This is a genomic window from Streptomyces sp. NPDC048696 (genome assembly GCF_043198895.1).
Taxonomy (GTDB): Bacteria; Actinomycetota; Actinomycetes; order Streptomycetales; family Streptomycetaceae; genus Streptomyces.
Map to the genome: position 1 here is coordinate 121,519 of NZ_JBICVJ010000011.1, position 16,108 is coordinate 137,626.

15 protein-coding genes and 1 pseudogene are annotated in these 16,108 nt (G+C 69.4%); 10 read left to right on the top strand and 6 right to left on the bottom strand.

All coding sequences use genetic code 11. The features are described 5' to 3' along the window. Positions 1-188: 188 nt before the first annotated feature. A complete protein-coding gene (locus ACGFRG_RS23755; protein ID WP_393266897.1) occupies positions 189-434 on the bottom strand; it encodes a ubiquitin-like protein in 246 nt (81 codons plus the stop codon). 278 nt (positions 435-712) lie between these two features. Here ACGFRG_RS23755 and ACGFRG_RS23760 point away from each other — a divergent pair, with 278 nt between their 5' ends. Then, complete coding sequence (locus ACGFRG_RS23760) at positions 713-1,096, top strand: hypothetical protein (RefSeq protein ID WP_361424073.1); 384 nt, start codon at positions 713-715, stop codon at positions 1,094-1,096. A gap of 1,264 nt (positions 1,097-2,360) precedes the next feature. Here the strand turns inward: ACGFRG_RS23760 and ACGFRG_RS23765 are convergent. Beyond that, complete coding sequence (locus ACGFRG_RS23765; protein ID WP_361424070.1) at positions 2,361-2,621, bottom strand: hypothetical protein; 261 nt, start codon at positions 2,619-2,621, stop codon at positions 2,361-2,363. 245 nt (positions 2,622-2,866) lie between these two features. Between ACGFRG_RS23765 and ACGFRG_RS23770 the strand changes: the two genes are divergently transcribed. From ACGFRG_RS23770 to ACGFRG_RS23785, 4 genes and pseudogenes are all read left to right on the top strand, one after another. Further along, a complete protein-coding gene (locus ACGFRG_RS23770) occupies positions 2,867-4,081 on the top strand; it encodes a hypothetical protein (protein WP_361424067.1) in 1,215 nt (404 codons plus the stop codon). Between the two features lie 59 nt (positions 4,082-4,140). Continuing rightward, positions 4,141-4,715: pseudogene (locus ACGFRG_RS23775) on the top strand (ArsR/SmtB family transcription factor); the annotation flags it as partial. Between the two features lie 462 nt (positions 4,716-5,177). After that, positions 5,178-5,627, top strand: a complete 450-nt coding sequence (locus tag ACGFRG_RS23780) for an SUKH-3 domain-containing protein (RefSeq protein WP_393266901.1) — start codon at positions 5,178-5,180, stop codon at positions 5,625-5,627. Between the two features lie 15 nt (positions 5,628-5,642). Further along, on the top strand, positions 5,643-5,927 hold the full coding sequence (locus ACGFRG_RS23785) for a DUF3027 domain-containing protein (RefSeq protein WP_393266904.1): 285 nt from the start codon (positions 5,643-5,645) through the stop codon (positions 5,925-5,927). A 103-nt stretch (positions 5,928-6,030) separates the two neighbouring features. On the opposite strand, the gene ACGFRG_RS23790 is transcribed toward ACGFRG_RS23785, so the two are convergent. Next, positions 6,031-6,609 carry a TetR/AcrR family transcriptional regulator gene (locus ACGFRG_RS23790; RefSeq protein WP_393266906.1) on the bottom strand — a complete coding sequence of 193 codons (579 nt, stop codon included), beginning with the start codon at positions 6,607-6,609 and terminating at the stop codon, positions 6,031-6,033. Between the two features lie 117 nt (positions 6,610-6,726). Between ACGFRG_RS23790 and ACGFRG_RS23795 the strand changes: the two genes are divergently transcribed. Next, positions 6,727-7,431: an SDR family oxidoreductase gene (locus ACGFRG_RS23795; RefSeq protein ID WP_393266909.1), complete on the top strand. Its 705-nt coding sequence runs from the start codon at positions 6,727-6,729 to the stop codon at positions 7,429-7,431. A 74-nt stretch (positions 7,432-7,505) separates the two neighbouring features. Further along, positions 7,506-7,928: a tautomerase family protein gene (locus tag ACGFRG_RS23800; RefSeq protein ID WP_361424053.1), complete on the top strand. Its 423-nt coding sequence runs from the start codon at positions 7,506-7,508 to the stop codon at positions 7,926-7,928. A gap of 64 nt (positions 7,929-7,992) precedes the next feature. Here the strand turns inward: ACGFRG_RS23800 and ACGFRG_RS23805 are convergent, their stop codons facing one another. The 3 genes from ACGFRG_RS23805 to ACGFRG_RS23815 form a co-directional block, all read right to left on the bottom strand. After that, positions 7,993-9,561, bottom strand: a complete 1,569-nt coding sequence (locus ACGFRG_RS23805) for an FAD-dependent monooxygenase (protein WP_393266912.1) — start codon at positions 9,559-9,561, stop codon at positions 7,993-7,995. 323 nt (positions 9,562-9,884) lie between these two features. After that, positions 9,885-10,385, bottom strand: coding sequence for a universal stress protein (locus tag ACGFRG_RS23810; RefSeq protein ID WP_393266915.1), 501 nt, complete (start codon positions 10,383-10,385; stop codon positions 9,885-9,887). Positions 10,386-10,390: 5 nt separating this feature from the next. After that, positions 10,391-11,647 carry an arsenic transporter gene (locus tag ACGFRG_RS23815; protein ID WP_361424044.1) on the bottom strand — a complete coding sequence of 419 codons (1,257 nt, stop codon included), beginning with the start codon at positions 11,645-11,647 and terminating at the stop codon, positions 10,391-10,393. 377 nt (positions 11,648-12,024) lie between these two features. Here ACGFRG_RS23815 and ACGFRG_RS23820 point away from each other — a divergent pair, with 377 nt between their 5' ends. From ACGFRG_RS23820 to ACGFRG_RS23830, 3 genes are all read left to right on the top strand, one after another. Further along, complete coding sequence (locus tag ACGFRG_RS23820; RefSeq protein WP_393266919.1) at positions 12,025-13,008, top strand: ABC transporter permease; 984 nt, start codon at positions 12,025-12,027, stop codon at positions 13,006-13,008. Positions 13,009-13,069: 61 nt separating this feature from the next. Then, the gene (locus tag ACGFRG_RS23825; protein ID WP_393267234.1) at positions 13,070-13,981 is read left to right on the top strand and encodes an ABC transporter permease; all 912 of its coding nucleotides are present in this window, start codon (positions 13,070-13,072) and stop codon (positions 13,979-13,981) included. After that, complete coding sequence (locus ACGFRG_RS23830) at positions 13,978-16,065, top strand: dipeptide ABC transporter ATP-binding protein (RefSeq protein ID WP_393266922.1); 2,088 nt, start codon at positions 13,978-13,980, stop codon at positions 16,063-16,065. Before ACGFRG_RS23825 ends, ACGFRG_RS23830 begins: the two co-directional genes overlap by 4 nt. The last annotated feature ends 43 nt before the right edge of the window (positions 16,066-16,108 follow it).

The following is a 16,108-nucleotide window of genomic DNA, read 5'->3' on the forward strand; positions in this document are numbered from 1 at the left end:
GGTTCACAGAGTGCGGGGCGGGCGTTCCGTCGCTGGCCGCACGCCAGCCACCCGCCCCGAGCCCCGCCACCCTATCGACGGGTGGAGGGGCGGGGCCGGGCCCCGCAGTACTGTCCTGTGACACGGAACCTTAGGCGTGTGCCAGCGGCGTTTGAGCACCATGCAGGACCACGAAGAAGCCGGGAAGGTCAGCCCCCGACTTGTTCGACCAGGGCGTCGATGACGTCATGGTCTTCAAAGCCCAAAGATGCCGGCGTGTCCGTCGGGCTGATGCGGTCGCCGTTGGTGAGGAAGCGGACGGTGCTCGGGAGCTGACCGGTCTTGGCGCAGTACGCGTCCATTACCTTCGCGAGGGGCGTACTCATCTTGATCTTGAAGAAGGTCTCCCCGCTGTTGCCTTTGACCTTCAGGTTGATCTCGTTGTCGTCGCTCATGGCCGCGCCTCTCTGTGGTTGGTCTCACACATCCACCAAGGGGCGCCGGGAATGCCATGAGATCTAGGTCCTTCACCCAGACGGGCCTACACGGCAACGCCCCGGCTCCCGCCCCGAAGCCGGGATATTGGCGTCTGGAGCCTCTGGCGGCGTGCTCAGTCTTGGTGGGGCTCGAACTCGGGTTGGTGAAGTTTCGATGGCACACGATCAAGATCCAATGGCACGGGACAAGTATCGCCGCTGAGCAGGAGAGCGCCCCAGCGCGTAGGATCGAACAAGTGAACGAACCGCGTGATGCCGAGACGGCCACGGGCACGGTCGTCCACGTGTACACGCCGTGCGAGGTGGTCGCGATCAACCTGCGGGTCGACGGCCGCGGGTACCGGGCCGTCGTCATGGCCCATTACGACCGCCAGGACGGCCGCCGCGCCTACCGCCTGTGCCTGTGGCCGGCTGAGGTGTTGACCGGACTACCGGAGGGCACGCCGGGCGTGAGCGCAACGCCAGGCAGTCGGTATTCGTTTGTCGAACGCGTTGACCATGCCACTGGTCGCAGACGTCAGGAAGTCCCCACGGGGACGCCGTCTGCGGCTGCCGGCGAGCACCACGGCAACGTGTTCGGTGCAGCTGAGGGCCGCCTCGGCCAGGGTGCGTCGGCGTGAAAGGACGTCAGCCAGTGGCACTCAGGTCTCCGCATTCAACGCCTTGCGCGCTGCCACCTGGAAGTCGCTCCCCGGTGAACGCTTTGCTTCAACTGCCTGCATGTATCGCACGTCGAAGACTTCGAGGCAACCGTTTCCCGCTTGGCGGGCGGCGTCGTGCCAAGCCGTCCCCGCCATGTCTAGGTCGTACAGCGCCCTTCGGAGTGTGTCGGCCGCGTCAGCCACAAACCTGGGCCCCACGACTGTCACAGAGGCCACAGCAGCACTGAATGGGGCCCATGCTGCGTGCGCCTCGGCGGCAGGTTCCTGCCATTGCGCCTCCGTACTGCCTTCTTGCCGTAGTCGAGCTGCCAATCTCCACCAAGCAGCAGACACCTGTTTGGATGTGCTGATGCACGCGCTGTAGGCGTCGCGGCGTGCCTCATCCAGCCTGTGTTCTCGGTCAAATTGCCGCTGCCGTCTCTGCTGGCCTCCCTGACTCATGGCAGTGACCAATCCGCCGCCAATGCCCCCGATAGTGCCGGCTACTGCGCCGATGACAGCTGCCACTCCTGCATCCATGACATGGCATTAGACCGCCAGCGGGCTCAGCCACGCTCGTAGTTCGGAAAACCCCGATGGGGCGCTACAGGCTGGTACTGGTGGGACGAGCAGGCCATGACGCGGCGACCGGCGCCCATGACCGACCTGCCACCCGGCCTGCTCCCCCCCCGGACCGCCCCCGCCTGGAGGCCCTGCGGGCATGGCACGCCATGTGGGTGGGTCTCCTCGATGACCGCATCACCGACGTGCGCCAGCGACAGGAGCAGAGCGCCGGGCCCGGGAGAGCCGCCCGCCCCCGGCGGACTGGATCGTCCAGCACGGCATCGGCCAAGACCCCCTCGTGATCCACACCAAGACCAGCCCCACCGCCGACCAGTGCTGGGCCCGCGTCGCGCCGAACGCTGCGCACCGGCCACCCGGGAGCAGGCCCTGACCGCCCTGAGCGCAGGGGCCGAGGGGTGCCAGACACCTCAGGCGTGTAACAAGTCAAGTCCGTCGCGCTAAGTCCGTGTGTAGCCTGTCGATCTGTTCGAACCGGGGGAGGAGGGGCGTGGACGTGGAAGGCCACCAGGTGGGCATCCAGCTTCCTGAGGGGTCGTGGTGGGACTGGGACGTGATCGCCGGGGACACCGCTGAGTTCAGGCTGGCGGCTGGGCATGACCTCACCTTTCACCACCGGGGACCGGATTGGCGACGCAGAATACGGCCCACGCCACCGCGATCACTTGTCCAGTCCCAGGCGACGACGGGCGCGGTGGGCGGTGGACAGAGCGCGGTCCATCTCGGTCTGAGCGGGCCAGCCGTCCTCCGGGTGTGCGCAGCGGTTGCGTACCAGCCGCAGGTGTTCGAGGTCGCGAAGGGCGAGGCCCGTGTGCCGGACCAGATACGTGACGCACCACTCCGGGCGGGCTTGACGCTGCAGGACCCCCCAGGCGTACAGGAGTTCATGAAGTCCCTGGGGCGAGTGAAAAGTGAGGGTCACGGCAGCTCCGGACACAACGAGGCCGAGGCACGAACGGGGCCTGGCCGATCGGGTGGGATGCCTTGAGTTCAAGGTCCGGGGCCGGGATTCGCCACTGGTCCGATGGTCATTGAAGGCCTTTGAAGGGTGTTGAAGGGAAGTGAAGCCCATTGGTGTGATGCCGCCACCGCTCCGGGCGGCCCGGTCTAGGCTGCGCTGCACCGGTCGCCCGGAAAGAGGCGGGGGAGTGCGGGAGGGGTGCGGGCATGGTCGACAGCGAGAGCACGACGGCGCAGGGTGACGCGGCGCAGGAGCTCACGCGGTACATGCGCGAGTTACGGGTGTCGCACGGATCACCCAGCTACGAGAAAATCATCAAGCAGATCCGTGGGATTGACGCGTCTTCATCACTGTCCCTGGGCACCTTGTCGAACCTCTTCAGGGGCAACAGTGGCCTGCCGCGCCGCGAGACCGCCGAGGCCGTCGCTCGGGCGCTCGGCGGCAGGAAGGCCGCGTCCGAAGCGCTGCGGCTGTGGGACGAGGCCCGCCGGCAGCGCGACGAGGCCGCGGCCGCCGAGCGCACGGTGAGAGAGGAAGCTCCGGGCGACGCGGCGCCGGCCGGGCCTCGCGTCACCGGACGGCGCCGGCTCGTCCTCTGGGCACTGTCCACCGCCGCGGTGGCCGCCTTGCTGGCCGCGGGCGGCGTGTGGCTGCTGGCGGATGACCACGCGCCGGACGGGGCGACCGGCAGTCGCACGGGCATCTCGTCGACGGGGTCGGCCACATCCCGGAACGGGCGACCCGCCCCCCTGTCGTCAGCAGCCGGTGCGTCGCTGAACGAGCCGGTCTGGACGGGTAAGTCGCCCTTGGCCGTGCGCGCCGCATGGTCCGACGGCGAGTGCCCGACGATCTGGTACGACGGCCCGCCGGAGCGGTACTTCACCGCGTGGAAGAACCACACGAAGGACGCGACGGCGACGGAGTTGGTCAGTGACCAGTACAGTCCGCCGGTGGACATGACGGTGCAGGGCCGCACCGAGGAGTCGGTGCTTCTCACCGGCATGGAGGTCACGGTCCTGCGCAGCGTTCCCCCGCCGACCCGCGGAGTCGTCATCAACACCGCGTTCGGCTGCGGTGCGGCGCAGCTCCAGCGGTCGTTCACCGCGGACTTCGCTCGCCGGCCGGTGAAGGTGACCCCGGACGCCGGCCAGGACAACAACGGCAAGGCGATCCCGCCGGTGCGCTTCCCCTTCAAGGTCAGCCTCAACGACCCCGAGGACTTCCTCGTCAACGCGAAGAACATCACAGGCGACTGCGCGTTCGCGATCGTCCTGCACTGGGTCGCCGACGGCAAGTCCGGCACCACGACCCTGGACAACGGCGGCAAGGGCTTCCGTCTCATCAAGACGAGCTCACTGCCGGCTTACCGATTCAACGGGGACATGGAACGGCCCGCCCTCGAACGCGCCCCGTCCTCCTGACGAAGTCCCGCGCGTGTCTCCCGCCACGCGCCTGTGTCTGATGCCGACATGACAGGCTGGATTTTGCCCGTCATGTCGGGGTGGCTGCCTCGACTGCGACCGAGCACTTGAACCTCCTTGTCACTGGAGGGTTGCTGGCACAGGAGCGTCAGGGCCGTCATCGCTACGTTCGCCTGGCCGACCCCGCCACGGCGGAACTGATCGAGAACCTTGCTTCCATGGCTCCTCGACGCGTCGCCCCGCCCCACTCTCTGCCAGCTGTCAACCGCAGCCGGGCGCTGGCCCGCGCCCGCACGTGCTACGACCACCCTGCCGGCGCCCTTGGGGTCGCGATCACCAGGGCCATGACCGATCGGGGACTACTGGACTGGGAGCAAGGGCTGACGCTCACCGGCAACGGGACCGCCTGGCTGGACGAGCTCGGCATCACCCTTCCGCCCGACAAGCTGCGTCCGCCTGTCCGCTCCTGCCTGGACTGGACGGAACGCCGCCCCACCTGGCTGGCACTGTCGGTGCCGCCGTATGCCGTCACGCCTTCGACTCCGGCTGGATCACTCAGATCGGCACCAGCCGCGCCGTCGCTCTCACCGACACCGGCCGGAGCGCGCTCCGGGACCACCTCGGCCTGTCCGACGATTGGTCCGTTACTGACCCACGCTCCTTAGTACGGCAGCACTGGCAGCGACAAGCACACGGCGCACGACAACCCCCAAGATCCCGTAGCTGGGCCGTCCCCGTACCCCCCAGCCCACAGCAGACGCCCAGGATGTCATGCCCGCCTCACTCTGAGGGGAGTGGGGCAGACAGCCGAGGCGTGTGGAGACGGAGAGCGACTCCCTCTGGGCGCCGTGGGGTTAACCGGCCCTGGTGTGAAACCATGATCCGCAGCGATGTGTGTCTGGTGGCTGACCGAGCCCTCGGCCGTGGGCTCTGTCGGGACGCGCACTAGACGTATTGATCACGAGCGTTGTTGACGGTCGTGGGTCTTGACCACGGCGAAGACCTCCGATGTGGTGGAGCTGTCCAGCGCGATGTGCCAGAAATCCTCTGCTGAGATGATCGTGTTCTCTTTCGGCATGGCGGGGGCGGGTCTGTGATGAGCGAGTGGTCGCCGGAGGTGCTTGAGGTACTGCAGGCCTCGGGGTGGACGCCTGGCGGGCGGGTTGACACGGCCGGCTGGCGGACCATGTTCGAAGAAGTCGGTATCGGCACGCACGATGCCGCGCAGAGGTTCCTCCAGGAGTTCGGGGGGCTGGCCGTGGCCCACGGTGGCCCGGGGATCAGCCGGGCTCGCGAGGCCTTCGAACTGGATCCGGCGCTGGTCTGGGGAGAGGAGGACCGGTTCGCCGAGTGGAGCGACGACTTGGGGAGAGAGCTCTTCCCTCTCGGTGAGCTCGATCACGGCCGGTTCTTTCTCGGCATCGACGAGAACAGCGAGATCCACCTGGTCGAGACCTGGGTCGCCAGCTTCGGGACCATGCCACACGCCCTGGAGAACCTGATCCTCGGAGTGATGCCCCGCACGATCAACGACCGACACCGGTAGGACGATGGGGAACGGATGGCGTTGGGCGGGCCGCAGACAGGCGGCAACGGAGACGCGGGCGACGACGTCCACAGACGCTGGTTGCAGTTGCTCAATCGCTCCACGGGGAGCGCCAGCTACCGGGATGAATGGTTCGACGAGCAGTGCGGCGGATGCCGGTTCTGGATCCCGCTGAGCGGAGATCTGGGTCTGGACTGGGGAGCCTGCACCCAGGCCGACTCCCGGTTCGATGGACGCGTGCGTTTTGAGCACGACGGCTGCGAATACTTTGCCGGCCGTGACGATGGCACCTTCGGCTGAAAGTGCCGCTGGAGGCCGCCCCAATCGTGTCACCGAGATGATCTCCGGCTACGAAATTCTTGCCAGAGCCACCTACATGCGAACACCGACAGGGGCGCGGAGATCAGGCCGGGGCGTTCAGGTGTCGGCGGGCGGCGGTGAGGATCTCGTGGGAGAGGTCCGGGTCGTCGCTTGCCCGGGCGAGGAGGATGGCGCCGACGAGGGTGGACAGTTCGACGAGGACGGTGCCGCGGTCGTCAGTGTCACCGCCGAGTTGCTGGAAGCCGTCGACGAGGTCGCGCAGGCCCTGCGTGAAGGCCGTGCGGATCGGGGCGCCGGGTTCGGCGCGGGTGGCGTCGGCGGCCAGGGCGGCCGCGGCGCAGCCGCCGCCGGGGTTGTCGCGGTGGAGGTCGGAGAGGTAGCGCGCCAGGAACTCGGCACGGCCGGACCGGTCGGACGGGGCGGCCTCGGCGAGCCGGTCCATGGCTTCGCGGCGCTCGGCGAAGGCGGCCTGGAGGGCCTGGACCACGAGGTCGTCCTTCGAGGAGAAGTGGCGGTAGAAGCCGCCGTGGGTGAGCCCGGCGGCGGCCATGGCCTGGGGGACGCTGACCTGGTCGGCGCCCTTCTCCCGGATCAGTCGGGAGGTGTGGTCGATCACCTGCTGCCGGTGCTGCTGGGCCTCGGCTCGTGACACGCGGGGCATGGTCGGCGGTCCCTTCCTCGTCCTGAGCCTTCGGGAGCTCTTGAGGATCCTATCTTCCGCATCGCGTATAGATGATGGTAATAATCTAAATGCCATCCTAGAGCGAGGAGAACGCACATGACCGTGATCGAAGGCTCTGTCGCACTGGTCACCGGAGGCCGACGCGGTATCGGCAAGGCATTTGTCGAGGAACTGCTCCGGCGCGGAGCCACGAAGGTCTACGCCACCGCCCGCAAGCCCGCCCCGAGCCCGGACGAGCGGCGGGTCGAGGTCCTCCCCCTGGACGTCACCGACGACGTCTCCGTCACCGCCCTGGCCGAGCGCGCACAGGACGTCGACCTCGTCTTCAACAACGCCGGCGTCCTGCACCCGGGGCCGCTGCTCACCGCGGACCTGCGACTGGTCCGGGAGACCTTCGAGACCAACGTCTTCGGCCCGCTGCGGATCGCCCGGGCGTTCGCGCCGGTGCTCGCCGCCCGCGGTGGGGGCGCCCTCGTCGACATGCACTCCCTGCTGTCCTGGGGTGCCGGAGCCGGCGCGTACGGCGCCTCCAAGGCCGCCCTGTGGTCGCTGACGAACTCCCTGCGCCTCGAACTCGCCGCCCAGGGCACCCAGGTCGTCGGCGTGCACCTGGGCTTCGCGGACACCGACATGGTCGCGGCCATCCCGGTCGAGAAGATCGCGGCCGCCGACGTCGCCCGCATCGTCCTGGACGGTGTCGAGCGCGGGGACAGCGAGATCCTCGTCGACGACGCCACCCGCGCGATCAAGGCCGCACTGTCCGGACCGGTGGACGGCCTCGGCATCTCCATCCGCCGCTGAACCGCCACCACGCCCGAAGCAGCACCCCACCATCCCACCGCACCGCACCGCACCGCATCGCATCGAGGAGAGCCATGCCGCTCTGGCACGTCTACCACCCTCCCGGCACCTACACCCCGCCGCAGAAGAAGCAACTCGCCGACGACATCACCGGGCTCTACACCCGCTTCGGACTGCCGAAGTTCTACGCCGTGGTGCTCTTCCACGAGATCGGCGCCGACTCGTTCTACGTGGGCGGCGAGCCCACGCCGGACGCCGTCCGCGTCGTCGTCGAGCACATCGCCCGGCACACCAGCGACCCGGACATGCGTCGGCGGACCCGGGAGGCGCTCGCCGCGCTGCTCGCGCCCCACACCAAGGACCGCGGGCTGTACTGCGAACTCCACATCGACGAGACGCCGCAGGACCTCTGGATGATCGACGGCATAGCCCCGCCCCCGCCGCTGAGCGAGGCCGAGCAGCGCTGGGCACAGGAGAACCGCCCGAGCCCGTACTGACCGCCTCCATGGCCCGGTCGGAACAGACCAACGATCAGATGATCCTCGGGAAAGGCGTAGGTCATCAGAGCGGTGTCGAGCGGGTGATCGCGGTGAGGGCGTTGCAGAGGGTGGAGTCGCTCCGCGGGCGGTCGCGCCAGCGGGCGCCGACGTGGCCGTCAGGTCGAATCAGGAGTGCTCCACGTGGGCCGAGGCCACAGAAAGCGGTGTGCTCCGCGGGAAGGGGCTCGATGCGCAGTGGCCTTGGCGTGGCGGCTTGTTGCTGCCAGCGGGTGGGGTCCGGGGTGAGCAGGGTGAACCATTCGCCGAAGGTGTCGAGCATGGAACGGTTGGGCGTGAGCCAGAGGTGTGGCATGCGATGGCCTGGCCGTGTGGTGGGGACATAGTCCGTGCCACTCTCGGATGGCTCGGGTGCGGCGCTGTCGTCGGTGAGGACCGCGGCAGAGTCGTAGGTGACGCCGAGCACTAGGCCCAGCTGGGCGAAGTACCGTTCCGACCAGGGAAGTTCGACGTGGTCCGGGGGCGCTTCGCCGGTTCGGAGCTGGTCGCGGCGCCGACTCTGCACATCGCGCATGAGTTGGGTGTTGGCCACCGCCTGGCGGAGAGTGCGGTGGGCGACGGGCTGTCGTTCCGTCTCATAGGTTTCCAACAGGCTCGGCTCGGCCCACCCCTGGAGGACACCCGCCAGTTTCCAGCACACGTTGTGCACATCGGCGATGCCGGCGTTCATCCCCAGGCCGCCCAGGATGGGAATCGCGTGCGCGGCATCGCCGGCCAGCAGGATCCGGCCTCGACGGAAGCGTTCGGCGACGAAGGCGTTCATCACCCAGTGCTGAACCCGCAACACCTCTGCCCGCACGTCAGCCTTGGGACCGAGGGCGTGCGAGACGAGTCCGGGCCAGTCGGCGCGCGCAGCGTCCTGGGGTGTGGGGGCGAACCAGGCCCAGCCTCCTTCGGGGTAGAGCGGGGCGAACGATCCGTGCGCGGTGAAGTAGACCCCGGCGGGCTGGTGGGCGCGCCAGTGGTTGAGGTCGGCATCGAACACGACGGTGGTGAAGCCCCCCATCGCTCCGGGGCCGGCGGTGTTGATCCCCAGCCGTTGCCGGACAGTGGAGTTCGCGCCGTCGGCGGCGATTGCGTAGCGCGCACGGACACGAGTCTCTTCGCCGCTCTGGTGGTCGATGAGCGAGGCCGCGACGTTCTCGGCTCCTTCGGTGAGGTCGATGAGCTCGACCCCGAACCGCGCTGGTGCGTCCGCCGCGGCGAGCAGAGTGGGCTCCAGCCGGTCCTGCGAGGTGACCGCGCCGATCACAGGGCTTTCGGGCACCGGCGCGTTGACCCCGACCATCGCCGCTGTCGCAAAGTCGTGGTCGTGCAGGGTGTCCCGGAAGCGGATGCGGCCGTACTCCTGTGGGAACGCGGTGGCTGTGATCTTGGCAGCGAGCCCGAGCTGGCGGTAGATCTCCATCGAGCGCACGTTGACCAGTCGGGACCGGGGAAAGGGGGACAGCTCGCGGTGTTTTTCGACGAGCAAGGTCCGCACGCCCCAGCGCTCCAGCAACGCACGAGCGGTGAGTCCGACCGGCCCGCCACCGACGATCAATACCTCCGCCTCGACGTCTCCTACGGGCATGTCGAGCTCCTCCCGCCCATCTCGGGTGTGCCGACGCACCCGGTGACTCAGACAGGTGAGTGGGCGGCGGCTCGACCACACACCCTGACCGAACGGAAGTTCGGGAACGCCGTCCGACGGCGGACAGGACGAGCCACTGGCACAGACCGGCACGAAGCCGACCGGAATCCCCATCCTGCCCTGACAGACGAATCCCGGCCAGTACCCGGCGACCGGAATGTCGGTAACAGCGCACGCCGCGCTCGACGACAGCCTGAACCCCCGTCGTCCTCGGCGGGAAGTGCGGTAGCCGGTGGGGACCGGTTTCGCGGAAGTACCCCGTGCTACCGGTGGTGTGGTGGGTGTGGTGGCGGGGGCGGGATCGTGGCGACGCCGGGGGTGGTCTCGGGCCAGACGAGCAGGAGGGGGCAGGGGGCGTGGTCGACGATGAAGCGGCTGGCGGGGCCGAGACTGCGGGGCCCGAGATGGGTCCGGTCGCCGTCGCGGGCGAGGATGAGCAGGTCGGCGCCCTCGGCGGCGGCCACGACCTCCCGCTCGATGCGGCCGGTGCGCTCAACACGGTGACAGGGACGCATCAGGCGCTGCGCGGCTTCGGCGAGGAGCCGTTCGGCGGAGGCGGTGGCCAGGTGCTCGACCACCGTGCCGGGGTCGCGCTCGGGATGGCCACGGCCGAGCAGCCCGGCAAACGCGCCGTGCGCGACGCCGGGGGCTTCGGGGCCGGTGACATGCAGCAGCACGATGTCAGCGGCCTCGGGTGCGTGGCTGCGGACGGCGTCGATGCAGGAGGGCCAGGTGCCCTCGGTGATCCAGGCGATGACTCTCACGGCGATCAGCCTCCGATGACGGTGAGCGAGCCCCACAGTGCCACCACCGCGAGCAGCAGGGCGGCAGGCACGGTGAAAAGGCCGAGCCGGGTGAACTCACCGAGTTCCACATCACTGTCATGTTCGTGCACGATGCGCCGCCACAGCAGGGTGGCCAGGGACCCGGCGTAGGTGAGGTTGGGGCCGATGTTCACCCCGAGCAGCACCGCGAGGACGGCACCCGGCCCGGACGGTGCGGTCAGCGGCAACAGCACCAGCACGGCGGGCAGGTTGTTGATGACGTTCGCCAGCACTGCGGCGAGTGCCGCGACAGCGAGCAGGGCCGCGAAGCCGGTGCCGCCCGGGATCAGATGGCCCAGGCCGGAGGCGAGGCCGTTGTCGACGACCGCGCGGACCACGATGCCCAGGGCCAGGACGAAGGCGAGGAAGGGGACCGCGGCGGCGCGCACGATGGCGGTGGGCCCGGTGCGGCGCTGTGCCAGAGCACGCACGGCCAGCACGACGGCGCCCGCGAAGGCCGCCCAGGCGGGATCGACCCCGAGCGCGGAGGTCAGGACGAACCCGGCCAGTGTGCAGGCCACGGTGGCCAGGGCGAACACCGGCAGCTCACGGGGTTCGGCGATGGGTGGCGTCTGGGCTCCGGCGTCTAGGTCGGTGGCGAAGAACCGGCGGAAGACCGCGTACTCGGTGGCGATGGCGACCAACCAGGGCAGGACCATCAGGGCGGCGAAACGGGTGAAGCTCAGTCCGCTGGCGGCGAACGCGAGCAGGTTCGTGAGGTTGGAGACCGGCAGCAGCAGTGAGGCGGTGTTCGACAGGTGGGTGCAGGCGTAGACGTGCGGTGTGGGCCGGGCTCCGAGCCGGGCGGCGGTGGCGAAGACCACCGGGGTGAGGAGCACGATGGTGGCGTCCAGGCTGAGCACCGCGGTGATCACTGATGCGGCTGCGAACACCTGGACCAGCAGGCGGCGCGGGCTACCTGCCGCGGTGCGGGCCATCCACGCTCCGCACGCGTGGAACAGGCCCTCGTCGTCGCACAGCTGGGCCAGGACCAGGACGGCGGCGAGGAAGCCGATCACCGGTCCGAGCCGCGCGGCCTCGTCGCGGGCGTGGTCCAGCGAGATCGCTCCGGTGGCGATGACCAGGCCTGCGGCCGGGACGGCGACGACCGCCTCCGGCCAGCCGAACGGGCGGATAACGGCGCACGCCAGCACCGCCAGGAGCAGAACGACGGAGACAGCTTCCGCCAGCGAGGAGTTCACGATCAGATCTTCTCCCAGCTGGGTGATACGGCGACCAGCGCATCCGCCGGACGGGGAATCATGGCTGACTGCCCTGCCCCGCGGTCATCCCCCGGCGAGGCCGTGGGGCTCGTACCACCGCAGTGGTACACCAGCCGATCGGTGTCATCCGCCGTACACATTGGACTGCGATCAAGACCGTTTACTACGGCGGCGTTTCGGCCTCATGGCGGAAACCGCCAAACCCTGGTGGCGCTTCCGAGGTCCGGACCAGACTCGTCCTCGCACGTCAGTGCAGACATTCCGTACCTCCAGAAGGCTCCGCCGCGCATGTATACCTCCCTCAGACCCTGTGCCCGCCGGGCGCACCTCCCGCGTGCGGTGAGGAGGTGGCGGGTGTGGTGCGCTATGTGACGCGCAAGGCGGCGGGCTGGCTCCTGATGATCGTGGTCGCGACCAACGCGACCTACTTTCTGGCCAGTTGGTTCCTGGACCCGCGGTCGAATTTCAAGGAGCTGAGGCCCGTCCGCAGCGAGGCGCAGATCGACCGGGCTCTCGCGCCGTACAACCTGGACCCGAGCGTGCCCCTCGTGCACCGTTGGTGGGACTGGTTCACCGCGGTGTTCCTGCGCTTCGACTGGGGGAGGTCACCCACCGGTGTCGCCGTCAACGGGGAGATCGGATACCGGTCGCTCATCAGCGCGGAATTGGTCGTCATCGCGACGGTCCTGTCCGCCGTGATCGGTGTCGCGCTCGCTGTGTACACCGCGTCGCGGCAGTACGGCTGGGCCGACCGCGTCACCCAGGCCGTCTCCATCGCGGTGTTCAACCTGCCGACGTCCGTTGCCGCGCTCGCCGTGGTGTTCGTCGCCATCTGGCTCAACCAGCACGCGGGGCTGCACTTCCTCTACGTCGCCGGGGAGAACTCCCCGAACGTCCAGGGGCTGCTCCCCACGATCGGCGACCGGCTGCTGCACCTGATCCTGCCGACCCTGACGCTGACCTTGATGGGGTACGTCGGCTACCACCTGACGCAGCGTTCGCTGCTGCTCGACACGATCAACGCCGACTTCGTGCGCACCGCCCAGGCCACCGGGCTCACCCGGACCAAGGCGATCCGCCGGCACGCCCTGCGCGCCGCGCTCATCCCGACAGCGGCGTCCGTGGCATTCGGCATACCGTCTGTCTTCACCGGAGCCATCATCACCGAGACGATCTTCGGCTGGAACGGCATGGGCCGCTACTTCATCCAGACCATCAGCAAGAACGACGTGCACGGCACGGTCGCGACGGCCGCCTTCGCGGCGGCTCTGACCGCGATCGGCGCGATCCTCGCGGACATCGCCACCGTCTTCCTCGACCCGCGAGTGAGGGTGAGCTGACGTGGCCACCGGTGTGACGACAGACGCGACGACCAGCGCGACGACAGATGCCACGACGGACGTGACGGCTGTGCCCCATGAGGCGTCCTCCGCCCGCCGCGACGGACGCCATCTCGGTCGCGGCCGGCTCTACCTGCGGCGCTTCCTGCGCAACCGCCTCGCCGTCGTGGGCGTGCTGATCTTCGTGCTGCTGGTGGCGTTCAGCGCGTTCGGCGGCTTGCTCACCTCCTACGCGTACTCCGACGCCGACTTCGCCGCCCTCACACAGCCGCCGAGCGCCACCCACTGGTTCGGCACCAACCAGGGCGGCAACGACATCTACGCCTCCACCGTGCACGGACTCCAGCGCTCCCTGGTGATCGCCGTGAGCGTCTCCGTGCTGACCGTGGTCGTCGCCGCGGTCGTCGGCTCCGGCGCCGCCTACTTCGGAGGACGGGTCGAAAAGGCGACACTCGCCGTCATCCACTTCCTGCTGATCGTCCCTTCGTTCCTCATCCTCGCCCTGGTCTCCCACCGCCTGGCCGGCGACTGGCGGGTCCTCATCGTCGTCCTGACGGTCTTCGGCTGGATGTCCACCGCGCGCGTGATCTGGTCCGTGTCGACCTCACTGCGCGAGCGGGACTATGTGACCGCGGCCGAGTTCATGGGAGTGCGCCCGCTGCGCATCATCGTGCGCCACATCATCCCCAACCTCGGCTCACTGCTGATCGTCAACCTGACGCTCGGGGTCGTGGCGACCGTACTGAGCGAAACCGCTCTGTCGTTCCTCGGGTTCGGCGTGCAGACCCCGGACGTGTCCCTCGGCACGATGCTCGCGGACGGCGCGGGCACCGTCACCAGCGCCCCCTGGCTCTTCGCCTTCCCCGCCGGCCTGGTCGTCCTCCTCACCGTGTCGATGACCTTCGTCGGCGACGGACTGCGTGACGCCCTCGACCCCTCGTCCGTGACCAGTGCGGCAGGAGGCCGACGATGACCCTCGCCACGACTGCTTCTCCGCACCCGGCGGCGCCCACCGGCGCCACCCCTGTGTTGTCGGTGCGCGACCTGCGTATCTCCTTTCCCTCCGAGGCCGGTCCCGTCCGGGCGGTGCGCGGCGTCAGCTTCGACCTCCTGCCGGGCCGCACCCTCGGCATCGTCGGTGAGTCGGGCTCGGGCAAGTCGGCCACCGCGATGGGCATCATGGGCCTGCTGCCGCCCTCCGGGCAGATGCGGGGCCAGGTGCTGCTCGGCGGACGCGACCTGATCGGCCTCGATGACAAGGCGCTCTCCGAGATACGGGGCAACGCCATCGGCATGGTCTTCCAGGACCCCCTCTCCGCGCTCACGCCGATCTTCTCCGTCGGCCGACTGCTGAGCGACGCCCTGCGCGTCCACCAGGACCTCACCAAGCGGGCCGCCTGGGAGCAGGCCGTCCAACTGCTCGACCTCGTCGGCATCCCCGACCCGCGCGAGCGGGCCAAATCCTTCCCGCACGAGTTCTCCGGCGGCATGCGCCAGCGCGTCGTCATCGCCCTGGCGATCGCCAACAAACCCTCCGTCCTCGTCGCCGACGAGCCCACCACCGCCCTCGACGTCACCGTGCAGGCCCAGATCCTCGATGTCCTGCGCCTGGCGCAGCGGGAGACCGGCGCCGGGCTCGTCCTCATCACCCACGACCTCGGAGTCGTCGCGGGTCACGCCGACGACGTCGCCGTCATGTACGCGGGCCGGTTCGTGGAGCAGGCGGGGGTGAGGGAGCTGTTCCGCCGCCCGACCATGCCGTACACCGCCAGGCTTCTCGCCGCGGTGCCGACCGTGGACAGCGGTGTCCACCGGCCCCTGGTCCCCATCGGCGGGGAACCGCCGCGCCTGGTGGACCTCCTGCCGGGCTGCCCGTTCGCGAGCCGCTGCGCCGTCGCCCTCGACGCGTGCCGCGGCGACGAGCCGGAGCTGCGCGCGGTCACCGGCCATGGCCACGTGGCCTGCCTGCGCGCCGACGAGATCGCCGCCGGGTCACTTGATCCCGCGGGCGGTGTCGCGACCGTCGAAGAGCCCGCCGCCTCCGGGCGGGTCGCGGCCGGTGAGGTGGTGCTGCGGGTGGAGGACCTCGTCAAGACCTTCCCGATCACCAAGGGCGCCCTCCTCAAGCGCCGTGTCGGCACGCTGCGGGCGGTCAACGGGGTGAGCTTCGAGCTGCGCGCGGGGCAGACCCTGGGCCTGGTGGGGGAGTCGGGCAGCGGCAAGACCACGACCCTGCTGGAGGTCCTGCGGCTCAGGGCGCCCGAGGGCGGCCGGATCGAGGTGGCCGGAACCGACGTCGCCACGGTCGAAACCGCCGGGCGCAAAAGGGAGTTGAGGCGGGACGCGCAGATCGTCATGCAGGACCCGCTGGGAGCCCTGGACCCGCGGCTGCCCGTCTTCGATCTGCTGGCCGAACCCCTGCAGGCGATCGGGCGCGACCGCGAGTCGATCCGCTCCCGCATCGCGGAACTGCTGGCGCTGGTCGGACTCGACGCCTCCGTGGGCGACCGCTTCCCGGCCGCTCTGTCGGGCGGGCAGCGTCAGCGGGTGGGCATCGCCCGCGCGCTGGCGACCGAGCCGAAACTGCTCGCCCTGGACGAGCCGCTCTCCGCCCTGGACGTGTCGGTGCAGGCCGGAGTGATCAACCTGCTGGCGCGGCTCCAGCGCGAACTCGGGCTCGCCTACCTCGTGGTCGCCCACGACCTGGCCGTGGTCCGGTACATCTGCGACCGCATCGCCGTGATGTATCTGGGGCACATCGTCGAGACCGGGGACACCGAGACGATCTTCTCCGATCCCCAGCACCCGTACACCCGGGCACTGCTGTCGGCGATCCCGGTGCCCGACCCGGAGCGCGAGCGCACCCGCGCACGTGTCGTGCTGCAGGGCGAACAGCCCAGCGCCGCGCGTCTGCCCGCAGGCTGTGCCTTCGTCGACCGGTGTCCGCTGCACCGTCTGGCCCCCGCCGACGTACGGGAGCGCTGCCGCACGGAACGTCCCGCACCGGCCGAGGTGGCCGGGCGGCCCGGCCACGCGTACGCCTGCCACGCCGTCTGAGCGGCCAGGCCCGAACTTCCATCCGTACCGAACCCCAAAGGAA

Coding starts and splice junctions, on each gene's coding strand:
- ACGFRG_RS23755 (WP_393266897.1), bottom strand. CDS start 434: ATGAGCGACGACAACGAGATCAACCTGAAGGTCAAAGGCAACAGCGGG.
- ACGFRG_RS23795 (WP_393266909.1), top strand. CDS start 6,727: ATGACCGTGATCGAAGGCTCTGTCGCACTGGTCACCGGAGGCCGACGC.
- ACGFRG_RS23830 (WP_393266922.1), top strand. CDS start 13,978: ATGACCCTCGCCACGACTGCTTCTCCGCACCCGGCGGCGCCCACCGGC.
- ACGFRG_RS23805 (WP_393266912.1), bottom strand. CDS start 9,561: ATGCCCGTAGGAGACGTCGAGGCGGAGGTATTGATCGTCGGTGGCGGG.
- ACGFRG_RS23790 (WP_393266906.1), bottom strand. CDS start 6,609: ATGCCCCGCGTGTCACGAGCCGAGGCCCAGCAGCACCGGCAGCAGGTG.
- ACGFRG_RS23780 (WP_393266901.1), top strand. CDS start 5,178: ATGAGCGAGTGGTCGCCGGAGGTGCTTGAGGTACTGCAGGCCTCGGGG.
- ACGFRG_RS23800 (WP_361424053.1), top strand. CDS start 7,506: ATGCCGCTCTGGCACGTCTACCACCCTCCCGGCACCTACACCCCGCCG.
- ACGFRG_RS23785 (WP_393266904.1), top strand. CDS start 5,643: ATGGCGTTGGGCGGGCCGCAGACAGGCGGCAACGGAGACGCGGGCGAC.
- ACGFRG_RS23770 (WP_361424067.1), top strand. CDS start 2,867: ATGGTCGACAGCGAGAGCACGACGGCGCAGGGTGACGCGGCGCAGGAG.